This is a genomic window from Granulicella sibirica, assembly GCF_004115155.1.
Taxonomy (GTDB): Bacteria; Acidobacteriota; Terriglobia; order Terriglobales; family Acidobacteriaceae; genus Edaphobacter; species Edaphobacter sibiricus.
In genome coordinates, this window is the sequence record NZ_RDSM01000001.1 from 411,312 (window position 1) to 430,113 (window position 18,802).

Here is an 18,802-nt window from a genome sequence, read left to right on the forward strand (position 1 = left end):
ATGGGGTACTTATCAGACGTGTGCCTAGTTGGTAACTAGTTTCGTTACCTTTGATCCGTGGCGGAAATCAGGTTGCCTTGCTAAAGGTGACGGCGAAAAGACTCTGCGGGTCCTGGAAGGTGCGCGTGGGGCTGAAGCCGCTGCTTTCGAGAAGTGCTGAGATGGCGGCGGCAGTGAACTTGTGGCTGTTCTCGGTGTGGATGGTCTCACCCTTGGCGAAGTGGATGGTTTGCGAGGGGCCGGTGGAGTTGGTGGGGATGCTGACGGTCTGAGTGGAGCGAGCGGCGAGGTGCATCTCGATGCGGGAGGCGGCGGCGTTCCAGCGGGCTTCGTGGCGGAAACAGGTCTCGTGGAAGTTGGCCTGGAGATCGCGGTTGAGGCGAGCGAGGATATTGCGGTTGAAGGCGGCGGTGACGCCCTGGGCGTCGTCGTAGGCGCTGATGAGGGTGTTGACGGATTTGTTGGGCCCGGGGGCGAGGTCGGTGCCGAGAAGGAGGGCGTCGCCGGGCTCGAGCTGGGTGCGGAGGTTGGTGAGGATGGCCTTCGCTTCACTGGGCGAAAAGTTGCCGATGCTGGAGCCGATGTAGAGGGCGAGGATGGCGGTGCCGGCGGGGCGGTCGATGTGGATGGGCTCGGTGATGTAATTAGCGAGCTGGGGGCGGACGGTGAGACCGGGGATGGAGGACTCGAGAGAATCGCGCGCTTCTTCGAGGCAGGTCGGGCTGACGTCAATGGGCTGGTAGAGAAGCTCGGGCTGGCGCTTTGTCGCGGCTCGGAGAAGAATGCCCGTCTTTGTTGCGGTGCCGGCGCCTAGCTCGGCGATGGTGATGGGTTGGTTTCCCATCGCTTCAAGGATGTCAGCGGCATGGGCAGTGAGGATGGAACGCTCGGTGCGGGTGAGGTAGTACTCGGGAAGGGTGGTGATCTGCTCGAAGAGCTCGGACCCCGCCTCATCGTAGAAGAGCCAGGGCGAGAGCGTTTTCGGAGTGCTGGAGAGACCCTGCCGGGCTTCGTTGGCGACGGCCTGGAGTACGGAGAGAGCTTCTGCTACGGGCACCTGGGTTCCTTGGTTGCGACTAGTGTGACGTTCAAACGTTAGAGGTGAGATGCGGGGTAGAGTTACACGGCTTCGTTATTTGTGGAGTCGTGGTATTGGCCTCAGGCGTCTTTGGCGAGCCGGAGACCGGAGAACTGCCAGCGGGTGGCGGGGGGAAAGAAGTTCCGATAGGTGGCGCGGATGTGAGTGGCGGGCGTGACGCAGGAGCCTCCGCGCAGGATGATCTGGCTTGACATAAATTTTCCGTTGTATTCCCCGAGAGCTCCGGGCAACGGCTTGTAGCCGGGGTAGCCGGTGTAGCCGGACGCGGTCCACTCCCAGGTGTCGCCGAAGATCTGTTGGAGGCCGGGTACTTGCGGAGCGACGGTAGGGTGAAGGGTTCCGGTTTCGATGAAGTTGGCCGTGACGGGTTGGCTGCCAGAGGTGGTGGAGAGGAGGTTCTGCTTCGCGATGCGCGTCGAGAGGCTGGATGCGGCGTACTCCCACTCGAACTCGGTTGGGAGACGGGCTCCGGACCATCGGGCGAAGGCGTCGGCTTCAAAGAAGGATAGGTGGCAGACGGGCGTGTCGGCGAGGCCGCCGGATTCGGGAAGCGGGGCGAAGCCGTGCATGGTGTAGATGCGCCAGCCTGTCGGCGATGCCGCGTCGCGCTGCCAGTAGAGCGGTGCTTGCCAGCCTTCGGCCCGCTGGGTGGACCAGCCCTCGGAGAGCCAGAGCTCGGGGCGGGTGTAGCCGTTGTCGTTGATGAAGGCTAGGTACTCGGCGCAGGTGGTGAGGCGGTTGGCGAGGGCGAATGGGCGGAGGAAGACGGTGTGGCGGGGGGTCTCGTTGTCGAACGCGAAGGCATCCGGCGCAGTGGGGTCGGGGGTGATGCCGATTTCGACGAGGCCGGGGACTGGTGGGGTGAGACTGGTCCAGGTTAGCGGTGTGGCGTTTCCCTCCCCCGCGGGTTGTGAGGCTTCGATGTACGCAGGGTGTAGGGGATTGGTGAAGAGGGCATGCTTGATGTCAGTGGCGATGAGTTCCTGGTGCTGCTGCTCATGCTCGAAACCAAGGGCCATGCGGCGGATGGCTTCCTCATCGAGGGAGCCGGCGAGGAGATGCTCGATGGCGGTGTCGACGTGGGCTCGATAAGCAAGGATGGACTCGAGCGGCGGACGAGAAAACGAGGCGCGGAGCTTCTTCTCGGGCATGTCGCCGAGGGAGTTGTAGTAGGAGTTGAAGAGCCAGAGGAAGTCGGGATGGAAGGGGGTGTAACCGGGGAGGAAGTCGCGGAGGATAAACGTCTCGAAGAACCATGTGGTGTGGGCGAGGTGCCATTTAGCAGGGCTCGCCTCGGGACAGGATTGCACCATCATGTCCTCGGGGGTGAGCGGGCTACAGAGCTGCAAGGTAGCGGACCGGACGGCGCGAAAACGGATGAGCAGCGCGGTCTGGACGGAGGCGGAGATCTGGGTGGGCATGCCTTGGTTCCCTCGATGGAACGGAAGTGGCCTGGGGGCGACAACGTCTGTGTTGGATGCGGCTGCCGGACCTGAGGTTCCAATCCGGCGATGCGGACTATGATGGCATGCAACTTGGATTTTCGATAGGGAGATTCAGCCATGGATGGGCGAAAGTTTTCCTTTGGACTTCTCCCTCGGCAGATGAGAGACTAGACCGTTAGCTGGTTCCCGTTCCCTTGCCGTCTTGCACGCTTGAAAGACCATCACTCATCATCACAGCAGGAGGGGAATTCCCTGAACTGCGACGCAGTATCGAGGCGCTTGTGTTTGTAGAAGAGCATTCCCCTAGCCCGTTCTCCTACGGGGCTGTCCTGAAACCACACATGGAGACATCTTCAGGAAGTCTGCATCCCGAGATGGCCTTACCCGCGCCGGCTCCCGTCTCCGTTCGATCGCGCCACTACCCGGCACTTGACTCCCTGCGTGGTCTCGCCGCAGTGGTCGTCGTCTTCAGCCATTACATCCTGTTGTGGGATCCGTCGTCGGTCGGGCATGGCACGCGCCTTCTGCTCGACGGCGTTCTTGTGCCGTTCTTCAATGGGCGCTCGTCTGTGATTCTCTTTTTCCTGCTCAGCGGCTTTGTGCTCAGTCTTCCCTATAAGCGTGGAAACGCTCTTCCGTACCACATCTTCTTTCTGAGACGCCTGGCCAGGATCTATGTCCCGTATGTCGCGGCGCTTGCGCTTGCGCTTGTAGCCGACTGGCGTTTCCACGGTCCGCTGCCCATGTCGCGATGGTCCAATCTGACCTGGACCGCTCCGCTCACGTGGCCGCTGATTCTTCAGAATTTCCTGCTGATCGGCAACTACGACACGGCGCAGGTGAACACGGCCTTCTGGTCGCTGGCCGTCGAGATGCGCCTTTCGATCCTGTTTCCCCTGCTTTGCCTTCCTTTGCTGCGGCTCAAACGTAGTTACACGTTTCTCCTGTTCGCGGCACTCGTCGTGTTCAACATTGCCGCAGTGCAGATCTTCGCGCACCGTATGCGGCCAGTCTCTTTCACGAACATGGCAGAGATGATTGCCGGGACAGTCGCGTTTGCGGCGGGAATTCTGCTTTCGCGCTGGCTGGAGCTGTTTCAGACGACGTGGGGAAGAACTCCGGCGCTCCAGCGCATTCTCTTCTTCGCGATTTCGCTTACAACGCTGGAATGGTCCGCAAATCTTCCCGTTCCCCATGCCTGGATCTTTGCCGATGTCCTTCCGGTTGCCGGAGGCTGCGGCGTTCTGATCGCGACTCTTTGTTCGCGACGGGTGACGCGCATCTTGTCCCATCGCCTTCCTGCGTGGCTTGGACGCGTGTCGTACAGCCTCTACCTGGTTCATGCCACGGTGCTGTTCTCGCTGATGCACCTCTTCTTCGCGCGAGCCACCCGCCTGGAGTTGCTGGCGCCCTATCTCCTGCTGAGCCTGCTGAGCGCGACGGCCTTCTTCTTCCTCGTGGAAAAACCTTGCATCCACCTCAGCCGTACGATCGGGCGGAGTGGCAGGACTCTCTCAAAGCAGCCCGTCTGACGACTCGAAAAATCCGCAAATAGCCGTAAAAAGAGGCTGCCTTGCCGCCGGTGAAGTGGTACCTTTCCGTTGTGTTTTGAGAGAGATAGATCACGAGGTGTCGCGATGGCGAACGGACCGGATTTTAGTGCAATCAAGGTAAAACAGCAGGCGGCCTGGGCCACGGGTGACTATGCGGTGGTTGGATCGACGCTTGTGCTTATGCCTGAACTGCTTTGTGAGGCGATGGACCTGCGGAGTGGCTGGACTGTGCTGGATGTGGCGGCAGGGAGCGGGAATGCTTCCCTCGCGGCTGCTCGCAGGGGATGCCGGGTCACTTCGACGGATTATGTGCCGTCGCTGCTGGAGCGCGGCAAAGTTCGATCGAAGGCGGAAGGCTTTGAGATTACGTTTCAGGAGGCGGACGCTGAGAATCTGCCGTTCGGGGATGGGTCGTTCGACGCGTTGATGTCGACGGTGGGGGTGATGTTTGCTCCGAACCAGGCGCGGGCGGCGGCGGAGATGTTCAGGGTGTGCCGGGCGAGTGGGAAGATCGGGCTCGCGAACTGGACGCCCGCGGGCTTCGTGGGGCAGATGTTCAAGTGCATCGGGAAGCACCTGGCTCCTGCGGCGGGGCTGCGGCCTCCATTTGTTTGGGGGACAGAGGATGGGCTGAAGGAGCTGTTTCCAGAGGCTTCCGCGATGAAGGTGCAGGTGAAGCACTTCATGTTCCGATCGCCTTCGCCGGAGGACTGGCTTGACGTGTTTAAGACATACTACGGGCCGATGAACCGGACCTTCGCGGCGCTCGACGATTCGGGGCGGGCAGCGCTGACTGCGGACCTGATGGCTCTGGTGGCGTCGCTGAACCGGGCGGAGGATGGCACGATGGTGGTACCGAGCGAGTACCTCGAGGTTGTGATTACGAAGTAGGTCAGGCGGCGGTGAGCTGACGGAGGAGCGTGCCGTGGTCGAAGAAGACCTTCTCGCAGACGAGCCCGTCGCCCTCGAAGACGAAGATCAGGACTCCCTTGGCGACTGCTTTCTTCCCTGCCGGTTGAACGCCCGCCCAGACGCCGTGCTGTGTGCCTCCGAAGGTTACCTCGGCGATGATGGCTTCTTCGGCGTGGTGGAGGGTGTCGGCCTCCATGTAGAAGTCGGGGAAGGCGGAGAAGATGTTGTCGTAGAGGTGGGTAGCGGCTTCGGGGCCTTCGATGATGGAGGCGAGCGCGGGGATTTCGTAGCGGACGCGGGTGAAGAGGGAGAGGATGGTGGGGGCGTCGTGGCTCTCGGTGACGGCCTTGATGTGGGCCTTGACGATGGATTCGCGGTTGGCGCTGTCGTTTGACGTTGTCATTTGTCCTCGCTGCACTTCGGGCGGAAGTATAGCGCGAGAGGATGAAACGCAAGGACTTATTTTGACGGTCAGGCGTGGGCGTTGAGGAGATGGGCCAGGGTGTAGGCGACGGCCGCCGCGGCTCCTCCGATACACGCGGTCTGTAATGCGGAACGGATGACTCCGTTGCCGAGTAGGCGGCCTTTCAGGGCTCCGAAGATGGCCAGTGCGGCGAGCGTGATGAGGATGGAGGCGCGGAGGGCGACCGTCGCGGGGGCGTGCTGGAGAAGCATGTACGGGAGCAGCGGGATGAGGCCTCCGGCGATGTACGCGGAGGCGATGGTAAGGGCGGAGCGGTGGGCGCGGTTGGGCGCGGGGGCTTCGAGGCCGAGTTCGAAGCGCATCATGAAGTCGACGTAGGCTTCGGGGTTGGCCTGGAGGGCTTCGAGGACAGGGGTGGCGGCTTCGCGGGGGACGTTGTACTGGGCGAAGATCTCGTAGATCTCTTCGGCTTCATCGTGGGGGCGGTGGATGACTTCGTCATGCTCGCGGGCGAGTTCGGAGGCGTAGTGTTCGGCGTCGCCGCGGGCGGCGAGATAGCCTCCGAGGCCCATGGCGATGGAGCCGGCGGCGATCTCGGCGAGGCCGGCGAGGACGACGATGTGGGTGGAGGCGATGGCTCCCGAGAGGCCGGCGGCGAGGGCGAAGGGGACAGTGAGGCCGTCGGAGAGGCCGATGACGATGTCGCGGACGGCGTCGGAGGATTCGAAGTGGGACTCGTCGTGCGGGGCGTGGGCGACGTCATGCATCTGGGTAGTTTAGTGCAGGGGATATTTGCGGTGGCAGGCGTCTTTCGGCGGGTGGGACCGTCTGTTAGAGCAACGATCTGTTAGAGCAACGATGCATGTTTGAGAGATAGGTGTTCGCGATGGCTTACTCGATGAATCTTCGTGGGTTGGTTCTGGGGGCGGTCCTGGCGATAGGTCTGCCGGTGCTGGCGCAGGATGGTGGCGGGCAGATGGGGAGCGGGAACGGCTTTGCCGGGGGGCAGAGGGTGAGCGGGACGGTGACGGCGGTCGCGGGCGACAAGCTTACCGTGAAGTCGGAGACGGGCGATATTTACCAGGTCGTCACGACGACCAATACGCGAGTGATGAAGGACCGGCAGCCAATCAAGCTGGCGGATATCCCGGTGGGGTCGGGCGTGGGGGCGATGGGACTGATGGACGCTCCGACGAAGACGGTGCATGCGATGTTCGTGATGGTGGTGGACCCGGAGCAGGTAAAGAAGGCGCGGGAAGGACTGGGCAAGGTCTACATCATGGGCAAGGTCGAGAAGATCGAGGAGACGACGCTGACGATCCTGCGCTCGGATGGGGTGACGCAGAAGATCGAGGTGGATGAGGGAACCTCGTTCAAGCGCGGACGCGGGACGAGGATGGGCGACGGCGGGACGGGTGGGCCTCCGACTGCGGCGAGCGGAGAGGCCGGTGGGCGTCAAGCGGAGAGCATTACGCTGCTGGATATTAAGGTGGGGGATAACGTCGGCGGCCCGGGGGCCTTGAAGAACGGCGTGTTCGTGGCGAAGGAGCTGGGCGTGATGTCTCCGGGGACAGGACGAAGGCGCAGAGGCGCGGATGGGGCCGGCGCGGCCGAGGGCGCACCAGCCAATTCAGGCACGGGACAGACACAGACACCGCAGTAGAGGTTGCGGGCCAGGGTGGTGGAATGGACGGGTTCGACAGGAGACGTGTGCGACGAGTGAGGCGGGCGGCGAGAATTTCGGTGGTGACGGCGGTTCTGGCCAGTTGCGCGGCGGCGGGGCGGGCGCAGGCGGCTCCAGCTGCTCCGACCGCAGGCGCTCCGGCGGACGCACAGGCGGCGCTTCCGGCCACTCCGGTGCCAGCCAGTGGGGGGACCGTCAAGGGTGTCGTCAAGGCGGGTTCGGTACCTCTGCCGGGTGTTGGAATTACGGCAACCAACACGCTGACCGGCAAGAAGTATGCGACGACGACCGACATCACGGGCGCGTTCATGATGGCGATTCCGAAAAATGGACGTTATGTCGTTAAGGCAGAGCTGGCGGCGTTTGCGAGTGATACGAAGGAAGTGGTCATCAACGCCGCCGGGGAGAATGGCGGGGCGGCGGCGCAGACGGTGGAGTTCGGGCTGCAACTGGCTTCGCGGGTCGCGGCGGCTTCGGCGACGCAGGAGGCTGCTGCTGCCGGGACTGGCTCGGGTACGCGGCGGAATGGCGGAAGCGGGGCGGGACGTGGGTTGCAGGCACTGAGCGTGACCGAGGGCGATGGGCTGTCCGCGGATGCGAGTGCGGGGACCGCGAACGCGGGGGCTTCGATGCCGACGCTTTCGGGGATCGGCGGGGATGCCACGGAGTCCGTCGCGGTGAGCGGGCAGGCTGGGCAGACGAACGGGCTCGCGGGCTTCAGCGAGGATGACATCCGGCAGAGGGTGCAGGATGCGATGGCGCAGGCACGGGCGCAGGGTGGGGGCGATCCAACGAATGCCATTGTGGGCATGCTGAGCGGGATGATGGCCGGTGGCGGCTTTGGCGGTCCGGGCGGAGGCGGCCCGGGTGGCGGCGGACCTGGCGGCGGTGGTCCTGGAGGCGGGGGCGGCTTCGGCGGACGCGGTGGTGGAGGGTTCGGCGGCGGTGGCTTCCGCAACTTTAACGCGACGCAGATCCATGGGAGCTTCTACTACAACGGCGATCAGAGCGCGCTCGATGCGGCGCCGTTTTCGGTGACGGGTGTGCCGGTCGAGAATCCGGCTTACAGCAAGAACTCCTATGGGGCGAGCCTTACGGGGTCGCCTTACCTTCCGGGGCTGACGAAGCCCAACCCGAAGCAGTTTGTGTTCGTGAACGTGACGGGAACGAAGAATACAACGCCTCAGGTCTTGAATGGAACGGTTCCGACAGCGGCCGAGCGCGGCATTGTGACGGATGCGGGTGGGAACCCGATCCTGAATGCCAATGGCGGGTACCAGTTTACGGATGCGGACTTCTCGAAGTCGACGCAGGTGGTGAGCGGGATGAACGTGCCGGTGACGCTCTATAACCCGCTGGTTGCCGGGAACCCGATGTTTCCGGGCAACATCATTCCGAGCGCGGATATCTCGGCCCAGGCACGGGCATTGCTGGCCTATTATCCACTGCCGAATGTGCCTATCTTTGGCACACAAGGATATAACTACCAGACCGTGACGACCGCGGGAGCAAATACGACGAACGCGTCGATGCGGTACGTGCGGAACTTTGGGGCTACGCCGACGCGGGGTGGACGTGGAGGCGGCGGTGGTGGACGTGGGGGTGGCCGGCAGAACCAGAATGCTCCGCCGGCGCTGCGGCAGAACATCAACTTCAATGGGGGTTACTCGCACGCGGCGAGCGATCAGAGGAATATCTTTCTGCCGCTTGGCGGAGGCACGCTCTCGACCGGCTACCAGACGGCGGCGGGATACACGATTGGCTATGGGCGATTCACGAATAACGCGACACTCACGTGGAACCGCTCGCATGCGACGACGCGCAATTACTTCACGAACCTTCCGACCGATCCTGCGGCAGCTGCGGGGGTCGCGGTGGGGACGGCGGCAATCCAGGCTAATACTTTTTTCGCCAGCGTTCCGACGTTGAGCTTTACGAACTTCACCGGCCTTGGAACGACGACGCCAAGCGATTCGATTAGCCAGACAATCAGCTTTTCAGACTTTGTAAGTTATCGGTATAAGAAGCACAACTTCCGGTTTGGTGGAGATATTCGCAGACTGCATGCGGACTCCATCGGGGGGACGAATGTCCAGGGTACGTTCACCTTCACCGGCTACGCCACGCAGGCTCCCTCGACGGTGACGACGACCGCAGGGACGGTGACGGGCTCGGGATTCGCCGACTTCCTGCTTGGCAGGCCGCAGCAGTCGTCGGTGCAGGCTGGGTTGAACAAGACGTATCTGCGGGAGAACGTCTACGACTGGTACGCGCAGGATGACTATCGGGTGAAGGCGTCGCTGACGCTGAACTTCGGGCTGCGGTATGAGTACTTCGGACCATACGTCGAGAAGTTCAACCGGCTGAGCAATCTCGATCACAATGCGGACTTTACCCAGATCGCGGCTGTACTTCCAGATGCGACGGGCCCGTTCAGCGGCAAGTTTCCACGGTCGCTGGTGAACCCGGATCGAACGATGTACTCTCCGCGGTTTGGATTCGCGTACCGGCCACCGGCGAAGTTCAAGATTCTGAACCAGACGGTTGTCCGTGGTGGCTACGGGATCAACTACAACACGGGTCAGTTCGGCCGGTTTGCGCAGTTGCTTGCGTTTCAGCCACCGTTCGCGATTACCGAGACGAACATCGTCGGACAGCAGGGATGCACGGCGACGAATCTGACGCTGGAGAACGGGTTCGGCTGCTCGACCGCCGCGACGCAGAATAACTACAGCGTAAATAAGGATTATCGGCTCGGGCATGTGCAGATCTATAACCTTGGCGTGCAGCGAACGCTGCCGCTGGGGATTGTGGCGAACATTGATTACAACGGGTCGAAGGGCGGAGACCTCGATATCGTGAGGGCTCCGAACAGAACAGCTACCGGCTTGCTGACGACTTCCGCTCAGGCGTTCAACTATGAGGACTCCGTTGCGTACTCGCGACAGAACGCGCTTTTCGTCAATGTGCGCCAGAGGCAGAGAAAGGGCATCTCGATCCAGGCCACGTACCAGTATGGGCACTCGATCGATAACTCGTCCTCGATTGGTGGAACGGCTTCAGTCGTCGCGCAAAATGATCTGAATCTGAATGCAGAGGAGAGTAACTCGGCGTTCGATGTGCGGCATCGGGTGACGGGTAACTGGGTGCTTGAGCTTCCGTTTGGTCCGAACCGAGCCTACCTCTCGAAAGGTGGGTTCTGGTCGAAGGCATTGGATGGATTCAACCTCAGTGGGACTTACACCTTTGCCACGGGGAGTTACTTCACTCCGAGCTATACCAACACCGTCGCCGAGACAGCTACCGGAAGCAATAATTCGCTGCGTCCGGATCGCGTCTTCGGGGTGCCGATCACGGGCGCGGGATCGCTGAAGAGCTGGTTCAATCCGGCGGCGTTTGTGGCTCCGGCGAATGGGTTTGGCACGGCTTCCCGAAACTCGATTGAAGGGCCGGGAACGGTGAGTATCAACTCGGCCCTGAGCAGGACGTTCAGCTTTGGCGATACACGGTCGCTGGAGACGCGGCTTACCGCAAGTAATGTGTTCAACACGGTGCAATACTCGGGGATAAATACGGTGCTGAACTCGGCTACGTTTGGGCAGGTGACTGGAGCGGCTGCGCGTAGAGCTCTGCAGGTGACGGCGCGGTATCGGTTTTAGAACAGCAGCGAGAGCAGGATTGGTGGAGTCGAAATGCGGCGGTTACTTTCAGCGTTGATGATCGGGTTGATGGTTGGCGGGCCGAGCGGCGGCTTCGCACAGCAGCAGGCACAGCCACAGGATGCCGCCGGCACGTTCACGATGAAGGTGCAGTCGAACATTGTGCTGACCAACGTTGTGGTACGCGACAAGAAGACGGGCAAGGTCGTTACAGGGCTGAAGGAGAGCGACTTCACCGTGCTCGAGAATGGCAAGCCGCAGAAGATCGCCTCGTTTGATTATCAGAAGGTCGATGAAGCCGCGGTGCTGGCGGAGAAGACGACCGTGAGCGGGAAGGCTTCGATCGCGGAGTTACTCAACCATAACTTCGCGGCGTCGCCGGATGCATTGCGAGACCATCGGCTGATCGTGATGTTCTTCGACCTGAGCAGCATGCAGCCGGAGGATATCGATCGGGCGATCGACTCGGCGAAAGACTATGTGAACAAGAAGATGGAGCCTGCGGATCTTGTCGCTCTGGTAAGTTTCTCCACTGGGCTGACGATGGATCAGGATTTTACTTCGAACAAAGATGCGCTGCTCAAAGGTTTGGGTAAATACAACGGTACGGAAGGGACGGGCTTCGCAAACGGTGGGGATGGCACGACGGACGGGACTGCCGATGATGGGTCGAGCTTTACGGCGGATGACAGCGAGTACAACAGCCTGAACACGGACCGCGAGTTATACGCGATTCAGACGATCGCAAAGTCGCTCGAGCGCGTGGACCAGAGGAAGAGCATGATGTATTTCTCCGGCGGCCTGACGCGTAACGGGATCGAGAACCAGGCCAGTCTGCGGATGGCGACGAACGCTGCCGTGAAGGCCAACATGGCGATCTATGCGGTCGATACACGCGGGCTGGAGGCGCTGCCTCCTGTGGGGAATGCGTCGACGGGAAGCCTGCGCGGGACTGCGGCTTACAGCGGGCAGGCGATGCAGAACCAGTTGAACTCGAACTTCGCTTCGCAGGAGACTCTTGCTACGTTGTCGAGTGATACGGGCGGCAAAGCGTTCTTCGACTCGAATGATTTTGGGCCGGCGTTTCAGCAGGTGCAGCATGATACGGAGGCTTACTACATCCTTGGGTTCCGATCGACGAACCTGGCAAAGGATGGGAGCTTCCGGCATCTCTCGATCAAGCTGAACCGCAACGATGTGAAGCTGGACTATCGGCCGGGGTACTACGCGCAGGCGGACTTTCAGCACGCGAAGACGCAGGATCGTGAGTTGCAGTTGACGGAGCAACTCAACAGCGACCTTCCGGCGACCGAGGTCGCAGTCTATCTGCAGGCGCTTTACTTCCGGCTGGATGAGGGTAAGTTCTTTGTGCCGGTCTCGTTGATCGTGCCGGGGTCGCAGATTCCCTTTGTGAAGAATGGGGATCGGGATAAGGCAACGCTCGACGTCATCGGGCAGGTGAAGAATGCCCAGGGGATCAACGTCGGGAACATTCGCGACACGGTGAAGCTCGCGGTCGACCAGGGACAGGAGGTGAAGCGAAAGAATATTCAATATTCAACCGGGTTCACGCTGGCTCCGGGTAAGTACCACCTGAAGTTTGTCGTACGCGAGAACCAGACGGGGCGGATGGGCAGCTTCGAGACGGATCTGCAGGTTCCGGATATGCGGAAGGCGACGATGAAGTTGAGCTCGATCGTGATGTCGAGCCAGCGGACGCCGAATACGGCGAAGCGTGTGGTGAACCCTCTCGTGCGGGATGGGGTGGAGTGGATCCCAAATATCCCGCACGTGTTCCGTCAGGATCAGCACTTATATTTTCTATATGAGGTCTATGACCCCTCAAAGCAGAAGGGCACGCAGGAGCCTGCGGCTTCTCCGGGGCTGGGGCGGAGGGTTGGCGGGCCGGTACGGGTGCTGACTTCGATCGAGTTTCTGAGCGGCGGCGTCAAGGTGTATGAGACGCCGCTGGTCGAGGCAGATACGATCAACATTCCGGAGCGAGGAGCCGTAGAGTTTCAGTTTGACGTGCCGCTGACACAGTTGAAACCGGGGACTTATGTTTGTCAGGTCAACGTGATCGATGATGCTGGAGGAAGCTTCAGCTTTCCCAGAATGGCCCTGAAAATACAGGTTCCGGCGGCTACAGCGCCTGTTGCGCCGACAGCCGTCACGACGGCTCCGGCCCTATAAATCAGATCAGGAACAGCGTCACAAAATAACACAAAAGTCCCTTGACATCATCTCGAGGGCGGGCGGAGTATGTTGCCTGCTTTGGGGAGGTGCCCTGTGGCGTTCCAGACTGTTTCCTCGAAATTTCTGCAGTTTTTGCTGTTCTGCCTGGGTAGAGCTGGCGTCACGCGGTGCGGATTCTGGCTCTGGATCGTTGCTCCCCTTTCCTTGTTTCTCATTGCCGTGGGATCTGTGGCGGCGGGTCAGCCGAAGGACGATCGTGTCGCTACGGCTGGTATGACCAGCTTCGATGCGAGGCAGGCGATGCACCGGGAGGAAGCATGGCTGAGCATCGCGGCGCATCTGCCCGATCCGGCGACGGCGACCGGGGATCAGTTAGAGGTGGCGGGGGATGTCCTGCGGGCTCGGCGCTTCACCCAGGACGCGCTCGACTACTACGCCGACGCGCTGCGGCGGGGCGGCAACGAAGAGAGGCTGATGGTGAAACTCGGAGTTACCGAGCTTGAGTTGCGGCAGCCGGCACGGGCGAGAGTTTACTTCAAGATGGTGGTGAAGCGGGATAAGAAGAATGCCGAAGCGTGGAATAACCTGGGGGCAACGGAGTACATCGATGGGCAGTTCAGTGCTTCGGTGAGCGACTACCGGAAGGCGATCAAGCTGAACCCGAAGTCGGCGGTGTTTCACGTCAATCTGGCGACCACGTTTGTGGAGCATAAGTCGTTCGAAGAGGCGCGTGGGGAGTTTACAAAGGCTTACGATCTCGATCCCGAGTTGGGTCTGCATCGCGGAGAGACGGCGGGGATCGCGGCGAGGATTCTCTCGGCGGATGACCATGCACGTTTCTGCTTCGAGATGGCCCGGATGTATGCGTCGCGCGGGAAGATCGACGAGATGATGCACTCGCTGGCCTCCGCTTCGGAGAGCGGAATGGATCTGCTGGAGACCATGCCGCGGGATTCGGTCCTGTCGAAGTATGCGAAGGACCCGCAGGTGTTGATGCTGATGCAGAATGCCAAGGCGCTCAAGAAGAACTCCGTGGCCGGGCTTGCGGGGCCGTTGGTTCCGTTGCCGGCGGCTACGAATTAGGCGTCTTTGTAGGGGCAGTTGCGGCAGTCGGAGTTGCAGCAGTAGCCGCGCTTGAGGTGGTACGCGGCGGTGAAGACCATGTATGAGTCCTCGAAGTAGAAGTCTTCGGGGGCCAGCTCGTCGGGTTGATCGAGCGATGGAGTCTCGCCGGGAGCGGGCTGGGTGGGAGCTGGCATCTGCTGACTCGATCTTAGAACAGGGTCAGGGTTGGCTGCGGCGGGGGCGTGAGGAGCGACGCGCTGGCGGGCTCGTGCGACTGGCGAGGCTTTGCTGTTGGAATGGGGACGCCGGGGTTTGGTGCGGGGTCGATGACGATGCCGTTGCGGTAGACGACCTGTTTGCCGGGGATTGAGGGGACGCGGTCGCCAGGGACCACGATGCCGGCGAGGTTCATGGGGTCGGCGGCGGCTACCTTGATGTCGTCGGAGGATTCGCGGGCGCGGGAGGCGCGGAGGCTCTCAACCGCCGGCGGGAGGGCGAACTGTTCGCCGTTGAAGCCGGTGACGAAGCGGCCTCCCCGGACCTCGCCACGGGCTTCGAGGCGGCGGAGGATTCCCAAGAGGTCGCGCCATTTGGGGGCGTTCGACTCGCGGGTGAGGAGGTCGCGGAAGAGGACGCCGTAGCGCGCGAGGAGCATGCGGGCGGCGGATTCGAGGGCGGCGTCGGTGCGGCGGGCCTCGGCGATGGCGCGTTCGCGGGCTTCGGGGGAGTTTCCGGGGACTGGCGCGGCTTCCGGGACGTGGGCTTCTTCGCAGAGGAGCGACCAGCGTCCGGCGGAGCTGCGGGTGGGTCGTTTGGTGGGGGTTTCGCCGGTCTGCGACTTGCGGCGGGGGTCCATCATGCAGCGGAGTTGGTCGAAGCCGTCAGCGGCGGCGAGGCCGGCCGTGGCGAGTTCCCAGAGGGCGTGCTGGGTTTGCTGCTTCGTCAGGGTGGTGATGCGCTGAAGGTCGTTGGTGAAGCAGGCTCCGCGCTGAATGAGGAGGGTGCGGATCTGGAGGGCTTCGGGCGAGAGGGAGCGGTCGAGGTTGGCCTGCTCGACGCACTGGGCGGCGAGGGCGTGGGGGAGCCAGTCGGCGGACTCGCGGATATAGAAGGTGATGGGGGCGGCGTTGGTGGGGATGACGCGGCGGGGGGCGGCGCCTTCTCCGGCGGACCAGGCGGGGTGGGGGGAGATGCGTCCCCAGCCTACGGCGCCGGAGAGGCAGAGGGCGTCGAGCCAGCGGGGGTCGTAGTTAGCGACGCGGGCCGGGAGGAGGGTGCGCTCCCACTCGACGGCGGGGGCTTCGAAGCCTTCGAGTTGCGAGAGAGCTTCGAGGACGCCTTCTTCGCCGGTGAGCTGGGTTTGGGGGGCGATGTGCTGCCAACCTAAGAGCCAGCGCATGAAGGTGGCCGGGGGGACGGCTTCGACCTGCTTGCGGAGGGTGTTGAGGGTGAGGCGGTGGATGCGCTGGAGGATGCGGCGTTCGCACCACTCGATCTCGTGGGGGATGTCGGTGGCCGGGTGCTCGATCACGCCTCGGAGAAGGAGACCCTGCATCTCCATCTGGAGGAAGACCTGGTAGATGTCGGCTGGGTCGAGGTGGAGGAGGCTGGCGAGGCTTGTGGAGGTGGTGGGGCCGGTGAGCTGGAGCCAGCCTTGGACTACTTTTTGGATGGCCTCGGGCCTGGTGGCCGGGTCGGCGGAGTTGAGGGCGGCGATCTGAGGGAGGCGCTCGGTGGTGGACCAGCAGGGGACGCCGTTGACGTCGACGGTCTGGGCTCGGCCGGTCTGGCTTAGCTGCTGGTAGAAGTGGGGCCAGTGACGCATCGCACTTCCCTGCTCTTCGCCATCGAGAAAGGAAAGCGGCAGGGCTACGAGCGATTGCAGCAGGTCGTGAAGCTCGTGCTCATCGCGGATGTCCGGCACAAGCTCGCGGCGGACGGTGTCGATAGCGTCCTGATCGAGGCGGCCAGCGTCGTCGGCGACGGACGAGGGCAGGCTGCGGCGGAGGTTGACGGCGCGGGCGCGGCGCTCGTTGGCGTCGGCGTCGTCGAGGAAGGCGTACGGCATCGCGTTGAGGAGTTCGTGGGCGAACTGGCTCGGGACGGGCGTGTCGACGGCGAGGCAGCGGATAGCGCCGGAGGCGATGTCGCGAAGGATCTGCTTGAGACCCTCGATGTCCATGGCCTCGGTGAGGACGTCTTTCATGACCTCGTCGACGAGGGGGTGCTGCGGGATCTGGATGTCGCCTTCGAGGGTCTCGAAGCACGCTGCGGCCTGGGGGAAGACGTTGGCGAGAAGATCGTCGGAGCGGGTGCGCTGGATCTGCGGTGCGACGCGCTTGCCCTTCGAGTAGCGGACGAGCTGAAGGGAGCGGGATGCCGCCCAGCGCCAGCGGTTTTTGAAGATGGGCGAGACGATCGCGGCCTGTTCGAGGAGTTCTTGAGCCGTGTGCTCGGTGAGGAACTGGAAGACGTCGGAGAGCGGGAAGGAGTGCTGCTCGGCGAGGGCGATGTTGATGCCGTTGTCGGTGGCGGCGGCCTGGAGCTCGAAGTTGAAGCCACGGCAGAAGCGCTTGCGGAGGGCCAGTCCCCACGCCTTGTTGATGCGGCCGCCGAAGGGGGCGTGGAGGATGAGCTGCATGCCTCCGCCATCGTCGAAGAATCGCTCGGCGATGATGGTGGTTTTGCTTGGGACGGCTCCGAGGACGGCCCGGCCGGAGACGATGTAGGTGACGAGTTGGAGAGCTGCGGATTGCGGGATGCAGCACTCCTCCATCAGCCACTGCATACAGTCCTGGACTTCGGGGTGTTGCGCCGGGATGTTGGTGGCGTGGCTGGCGACGAGGCCGAGGTCGGTGGGGGAGACGTTCGGGGTGCGGTTGGAGATCTCGGTGCGGAGATCACCTACTCCGTCCGACAGGACGCCGGTGCGCTGGGGGGCTTCGCCTTCCCAGAATGGGATCGTCGGCGGGGCTCCGTGGGCGTCTTCGACGAGGACGCGGCCTATGGCTTCGATCTTCTGGATGCGCCAGCTTGTGTTGCCGAGAAGGACGACGTCGCCGGGGGACGAGTCAACGGCGAAATGCTCGTCGAGGGTGGCGATGACGGTGCCCTCGGGCTGGAGGACGACGGAGAAGGCGTTGGTGTCGGGGATGGCTCCGCCGTTCGAGATCGCGATCATGCGTGCGCCGCGGCGGGGGTGGAGTTCGTGGTGGATCGAGTCGTGGAGGAGATAGGCTCCGTAGCGGCCGCGGCTGGACTCAATGCCATTGGCGAGGAGCTGGATGATGGCGTCGAAGCGCTCGCGGGTGAGTTCGCGGTAAGGGTAGGCGCGGCGGACGATGTTGTAGAGGGTCTCTTCTTCCCACGATTCCGAGCCGCACATGGCGACGATCTGCTGCATGAGGACGTCGGTGGCCTCGTGGGGAATTTCGAGGAGGTCGAGTTCGCCGGCGCGCATCTTGCGGATGAGGGCGGCCTGCTCCATGAGGTCGTCGCGCGTGGTGGCGAAGAAGCGGCCCTTGGGGATGGCTCCGCGCCAGTGGCCGGCACGCCCGATGCGCTGCATGGCCTTGCCGACGGCGCGTGTGCTGGCGATCTGGCAGACGAGGTCGATGTCGCCGATGTCGATGCCGAGCTCGAGAGAGCCGGTGGCGATGAGGATCTTGATTTCGCCGTTCTTGAGCTTCTGCTCGGCGTCGAGGCGGAGGGCGCGGGAGAGCGAGCCGTGGTGGGCGGAGACGTTCTCGATGCCGAGGCGATCCGAGAGTTCGAAGGCGATCTTTTCGACGAGGCGGCGGGTGTTGACGAAGACCAGCGTGCTGCGATGGTGCTCGGTGAAAGCCGCGAGCTTGTCGAAGATCTCGACCCACATGGCGGTGCTGGCGATAGAGCCTAGTTCGTCCGAAGGAATCTCGATGCCGAGGTCGAGCGTGCGGCGCTGGCCGACCTGCACGATCGTGGCGGGTTTGCGGCCAGGATGGACGCCGGTGAGAAAGCTGGCTACGAGTTCGATGGGGTTCTGGGTGGCAGAGAGGCCGATGCGTGTCGGCGGCGAAGGCAGGCCGGTGAGGAAGGCTCCAGGGGAGAGGCGATTTTCACCGCAGACGAGAGCGTCGAGGCGTTCGAGGGTGAGGGAGAGGTGGGAGCCGCGCTTGTCGTCGGCGATCGCGTGGATCTCGTCGACGATGACGGTGCGGACGCGGCGAAGGTTTTCGCGGGATTTGCCGGCGGTGAGGAGGATGTAGAGGGATTCGGGCGTCGTGACGAGGATGTGCGGCGGGTGCTTCAGCATCTTCGTGCGTTCGCTTGTGAGAGTGTCGCCGGTGCGGACGCCGGTGCGGATCTCGGGGCAGAGATAGCCGCGGGCGAGGGCTAGTTGCTGGATCTCCGCCAATGGGCCGTCGAGGTTCTTTTGGACGTCGTTCGAGAGGGCTTTGAGGGGGGAGATGTAGACGACCTGCGTCTCGGCGGGGAGGTTGCCGGAGATGGCTTTGCGGAGGAGGTCGTCGATGCAGACGAGGAAGGCGGCGAGGGTCTTGCCGGAGCCGGTGGGGGCGGAGATGAGGGTGGGGTCGCCCCCGAGAATGCTTGGCCAGCCGTGCTGCTGGGGTTCGGTGGGAGTGCCGAACTTTGTGACGAACCACTCCTGGACTACGGGGTGGGCCCATGCCAGTGAGGGGGCGAGTGTCGTCGGAATCGGTATTGCTTCGACGGACAGCATGAGAGATTGTAGCGCGGATTCGCGGTTTGTTCGCCCGCTGTT

Annotated in this window: 12 protein-coding genes; 6 read left to right on the forward strand and 6 right to left on the reverse strand. The window is 62.7% G+C overall.

Annotated features, from left to right (window positions below; translation table 11 throughout):
* Window positions 1-67: 67 nt before the first annotated feature.
* Complete coding sequence (gene egtD, locus GRAN_RS01780) at window positions 68-1,057, reverse strand: L-histidine N(alpha)-methyltransferase (RefSeq protein ID WP_128911302.1); 990 nt, start codon at window positions 1,055-1,057, stop codon at window positions 68-70.
* A 101-nt stretch (window positions 1,058-1,158) separates the two neighbouring features.
* Entirely contained in the window at window positions 1,159-2,520 is a 1,362-nt protein-coding gene (gene egtB, locus GRAN_RS01785; RefSeq protein WP_128911303.1) for an ergothioneine biosynthesis protein EgtB, read from the reverse strand.
* A 365-nt stretch (window positions 2,521-2,885) separates the two neighbouring features.
* Here egtB and GRAN_RS01790 point away from each other — a divergent pair, with 365 nt between their 5' ends.
* On the forward strand, window positions 2,886-4,076 hold the full coding sequence (locus tag GRAN_RS01790; protein ID WP_128911304.1) for an acyltransferase family protein: 1,191 nt from the start codon (window positions 2,886-2,888) through the stop codon (window positions 4,074-4,076).
* Between the two features lie 105 nt (window positions 4,077-4,181).
* Window positions 4,182-4,988: a class I SAM-dependent methyltransferase gene (locus GRAN_RS01795; RefSeq protein ID WP_128911305.1), complete on the forward strand. Its 807-nt coding sequence runs from the start codon at window positions 4,182-4,184 to the stop codon at window positions 4,986-4,988.
* Window position 4,989: 1 nt separating this feature from the next.
* On the opposite strand, the gene GRAN_RS01800 is transcribed toward GRAN_RS01795, so the two are convergent.
* Together GRAN_RS01800 and GRAN_RS01805 are read right to left on the reverse strand one after the other, a co-directional pair.
* Window positions 4,990-5,412, reverse strand: coding sequence for an ester cyclase (locus GRAN_RS01800; protein WP_128911306.1), 423 nt, complete (start codon window positions 5,410-5,412; stop codon window positions 4,990-4,992).
* Between the two features lie 68 nt (window positions 5,413-5,480).
* Complete coding sequence (locus tag GRAN_RS01805) at window positions 5,481-6,200, reverse strand: VIT1/CCC1 transporter family protein (protein WP_128911307.1); 720 nt, start codon at window positions 6,198-6,200, stop codon at window positions 5,481-5,483.
* A gap of 119 nt (window positions 6,201-6,319) precedes the next feature.
* Between GRAN_RS01805 and GRAN_RS01810 the strand changes: the two genes are divergently transcribed.
* From GRAN_RS01810 to GRAN_RS01825, 4 genes are all read left to right on the forward strand, one after another.
* Entirely contained in the window at window positions 6,320-7,096 is a 777-nt protein-coding gene (locus GRAN_RS01810) for a hypothetical protein (RefSeq protein ID WP_128911308.1), read from the forward strand.
* 47 nt (window positions 7,097-7,143) lie between these two features.
* The gene (locus tag GRAN_RS01815; RefSeq protein ID WP_241654282.1) at window positions 7,144-10,776 is read left to right on the forward strand and encodes a carboxypeptidase-like regulatory domain-containing protein; all 3,633 of its coding nucleotides are present in this window, start codon (window positions 7,144-7,146) and stop codon (window positions 10,774-10,776) included.
* A gap of 33 nt (window positions 10,777-10,809) precedes the next feature.
* Entirely contained in the window at window positions 10,810-12,969 is a 2,160-nt protein-coding gene (locus GRAN_RS01820) for a VWA domain-containing protein (RefSeq protein ID WP_128911309.1), read from the forward strand.
* A 96-nt stretch (window positions 12,970-13,065) separates the two neighbouring features.
* Window positions 13,066-14,055 (forward strand): tetratricopeptide repeat protein, encoded by a 990-nt coding sequence (locus tag GRAN_RS01825; protein WP_161570792.1) that lies wholly within the window; start codon window positions 13,066-13,068, stop codon window positions 14,053-14,055.
* Here the strand turns inward: GRAN_RS01825 and GRAN_RS01830 are convergent.
* The gene (locus GRAN_RS01830) at window positions 14,052-14,231 is read right to left on the reverse strand and encodes a DUF5522 domain-containing protein (protein ID WP_128911311.1); all 180 of its coding nucleotides are present in this window, start codon (window positions 14,229-14,231) and stop codon (window positions 14,052-14,054) included. The two genes, GRAN_RS01825 and GRAN_RS01830, sit on opposite strands and share 4 nt — an antisense overlap.
* A 14-nt stretch (window positions 14,232-14,245) precedes the next feature.
* A complete protein-coding gene (locus GRAN_RS01835) occupies window positions 14,246-18,760 on the reverse strand; it encodes a DEAD/DEAH box helicase (RefSeq protein WP_128911312.1) in 4,515 nt (1,504 codons plus the stop codon).
* Window positions 18,761-18,802: the final 42 nt, after the last annotated feature.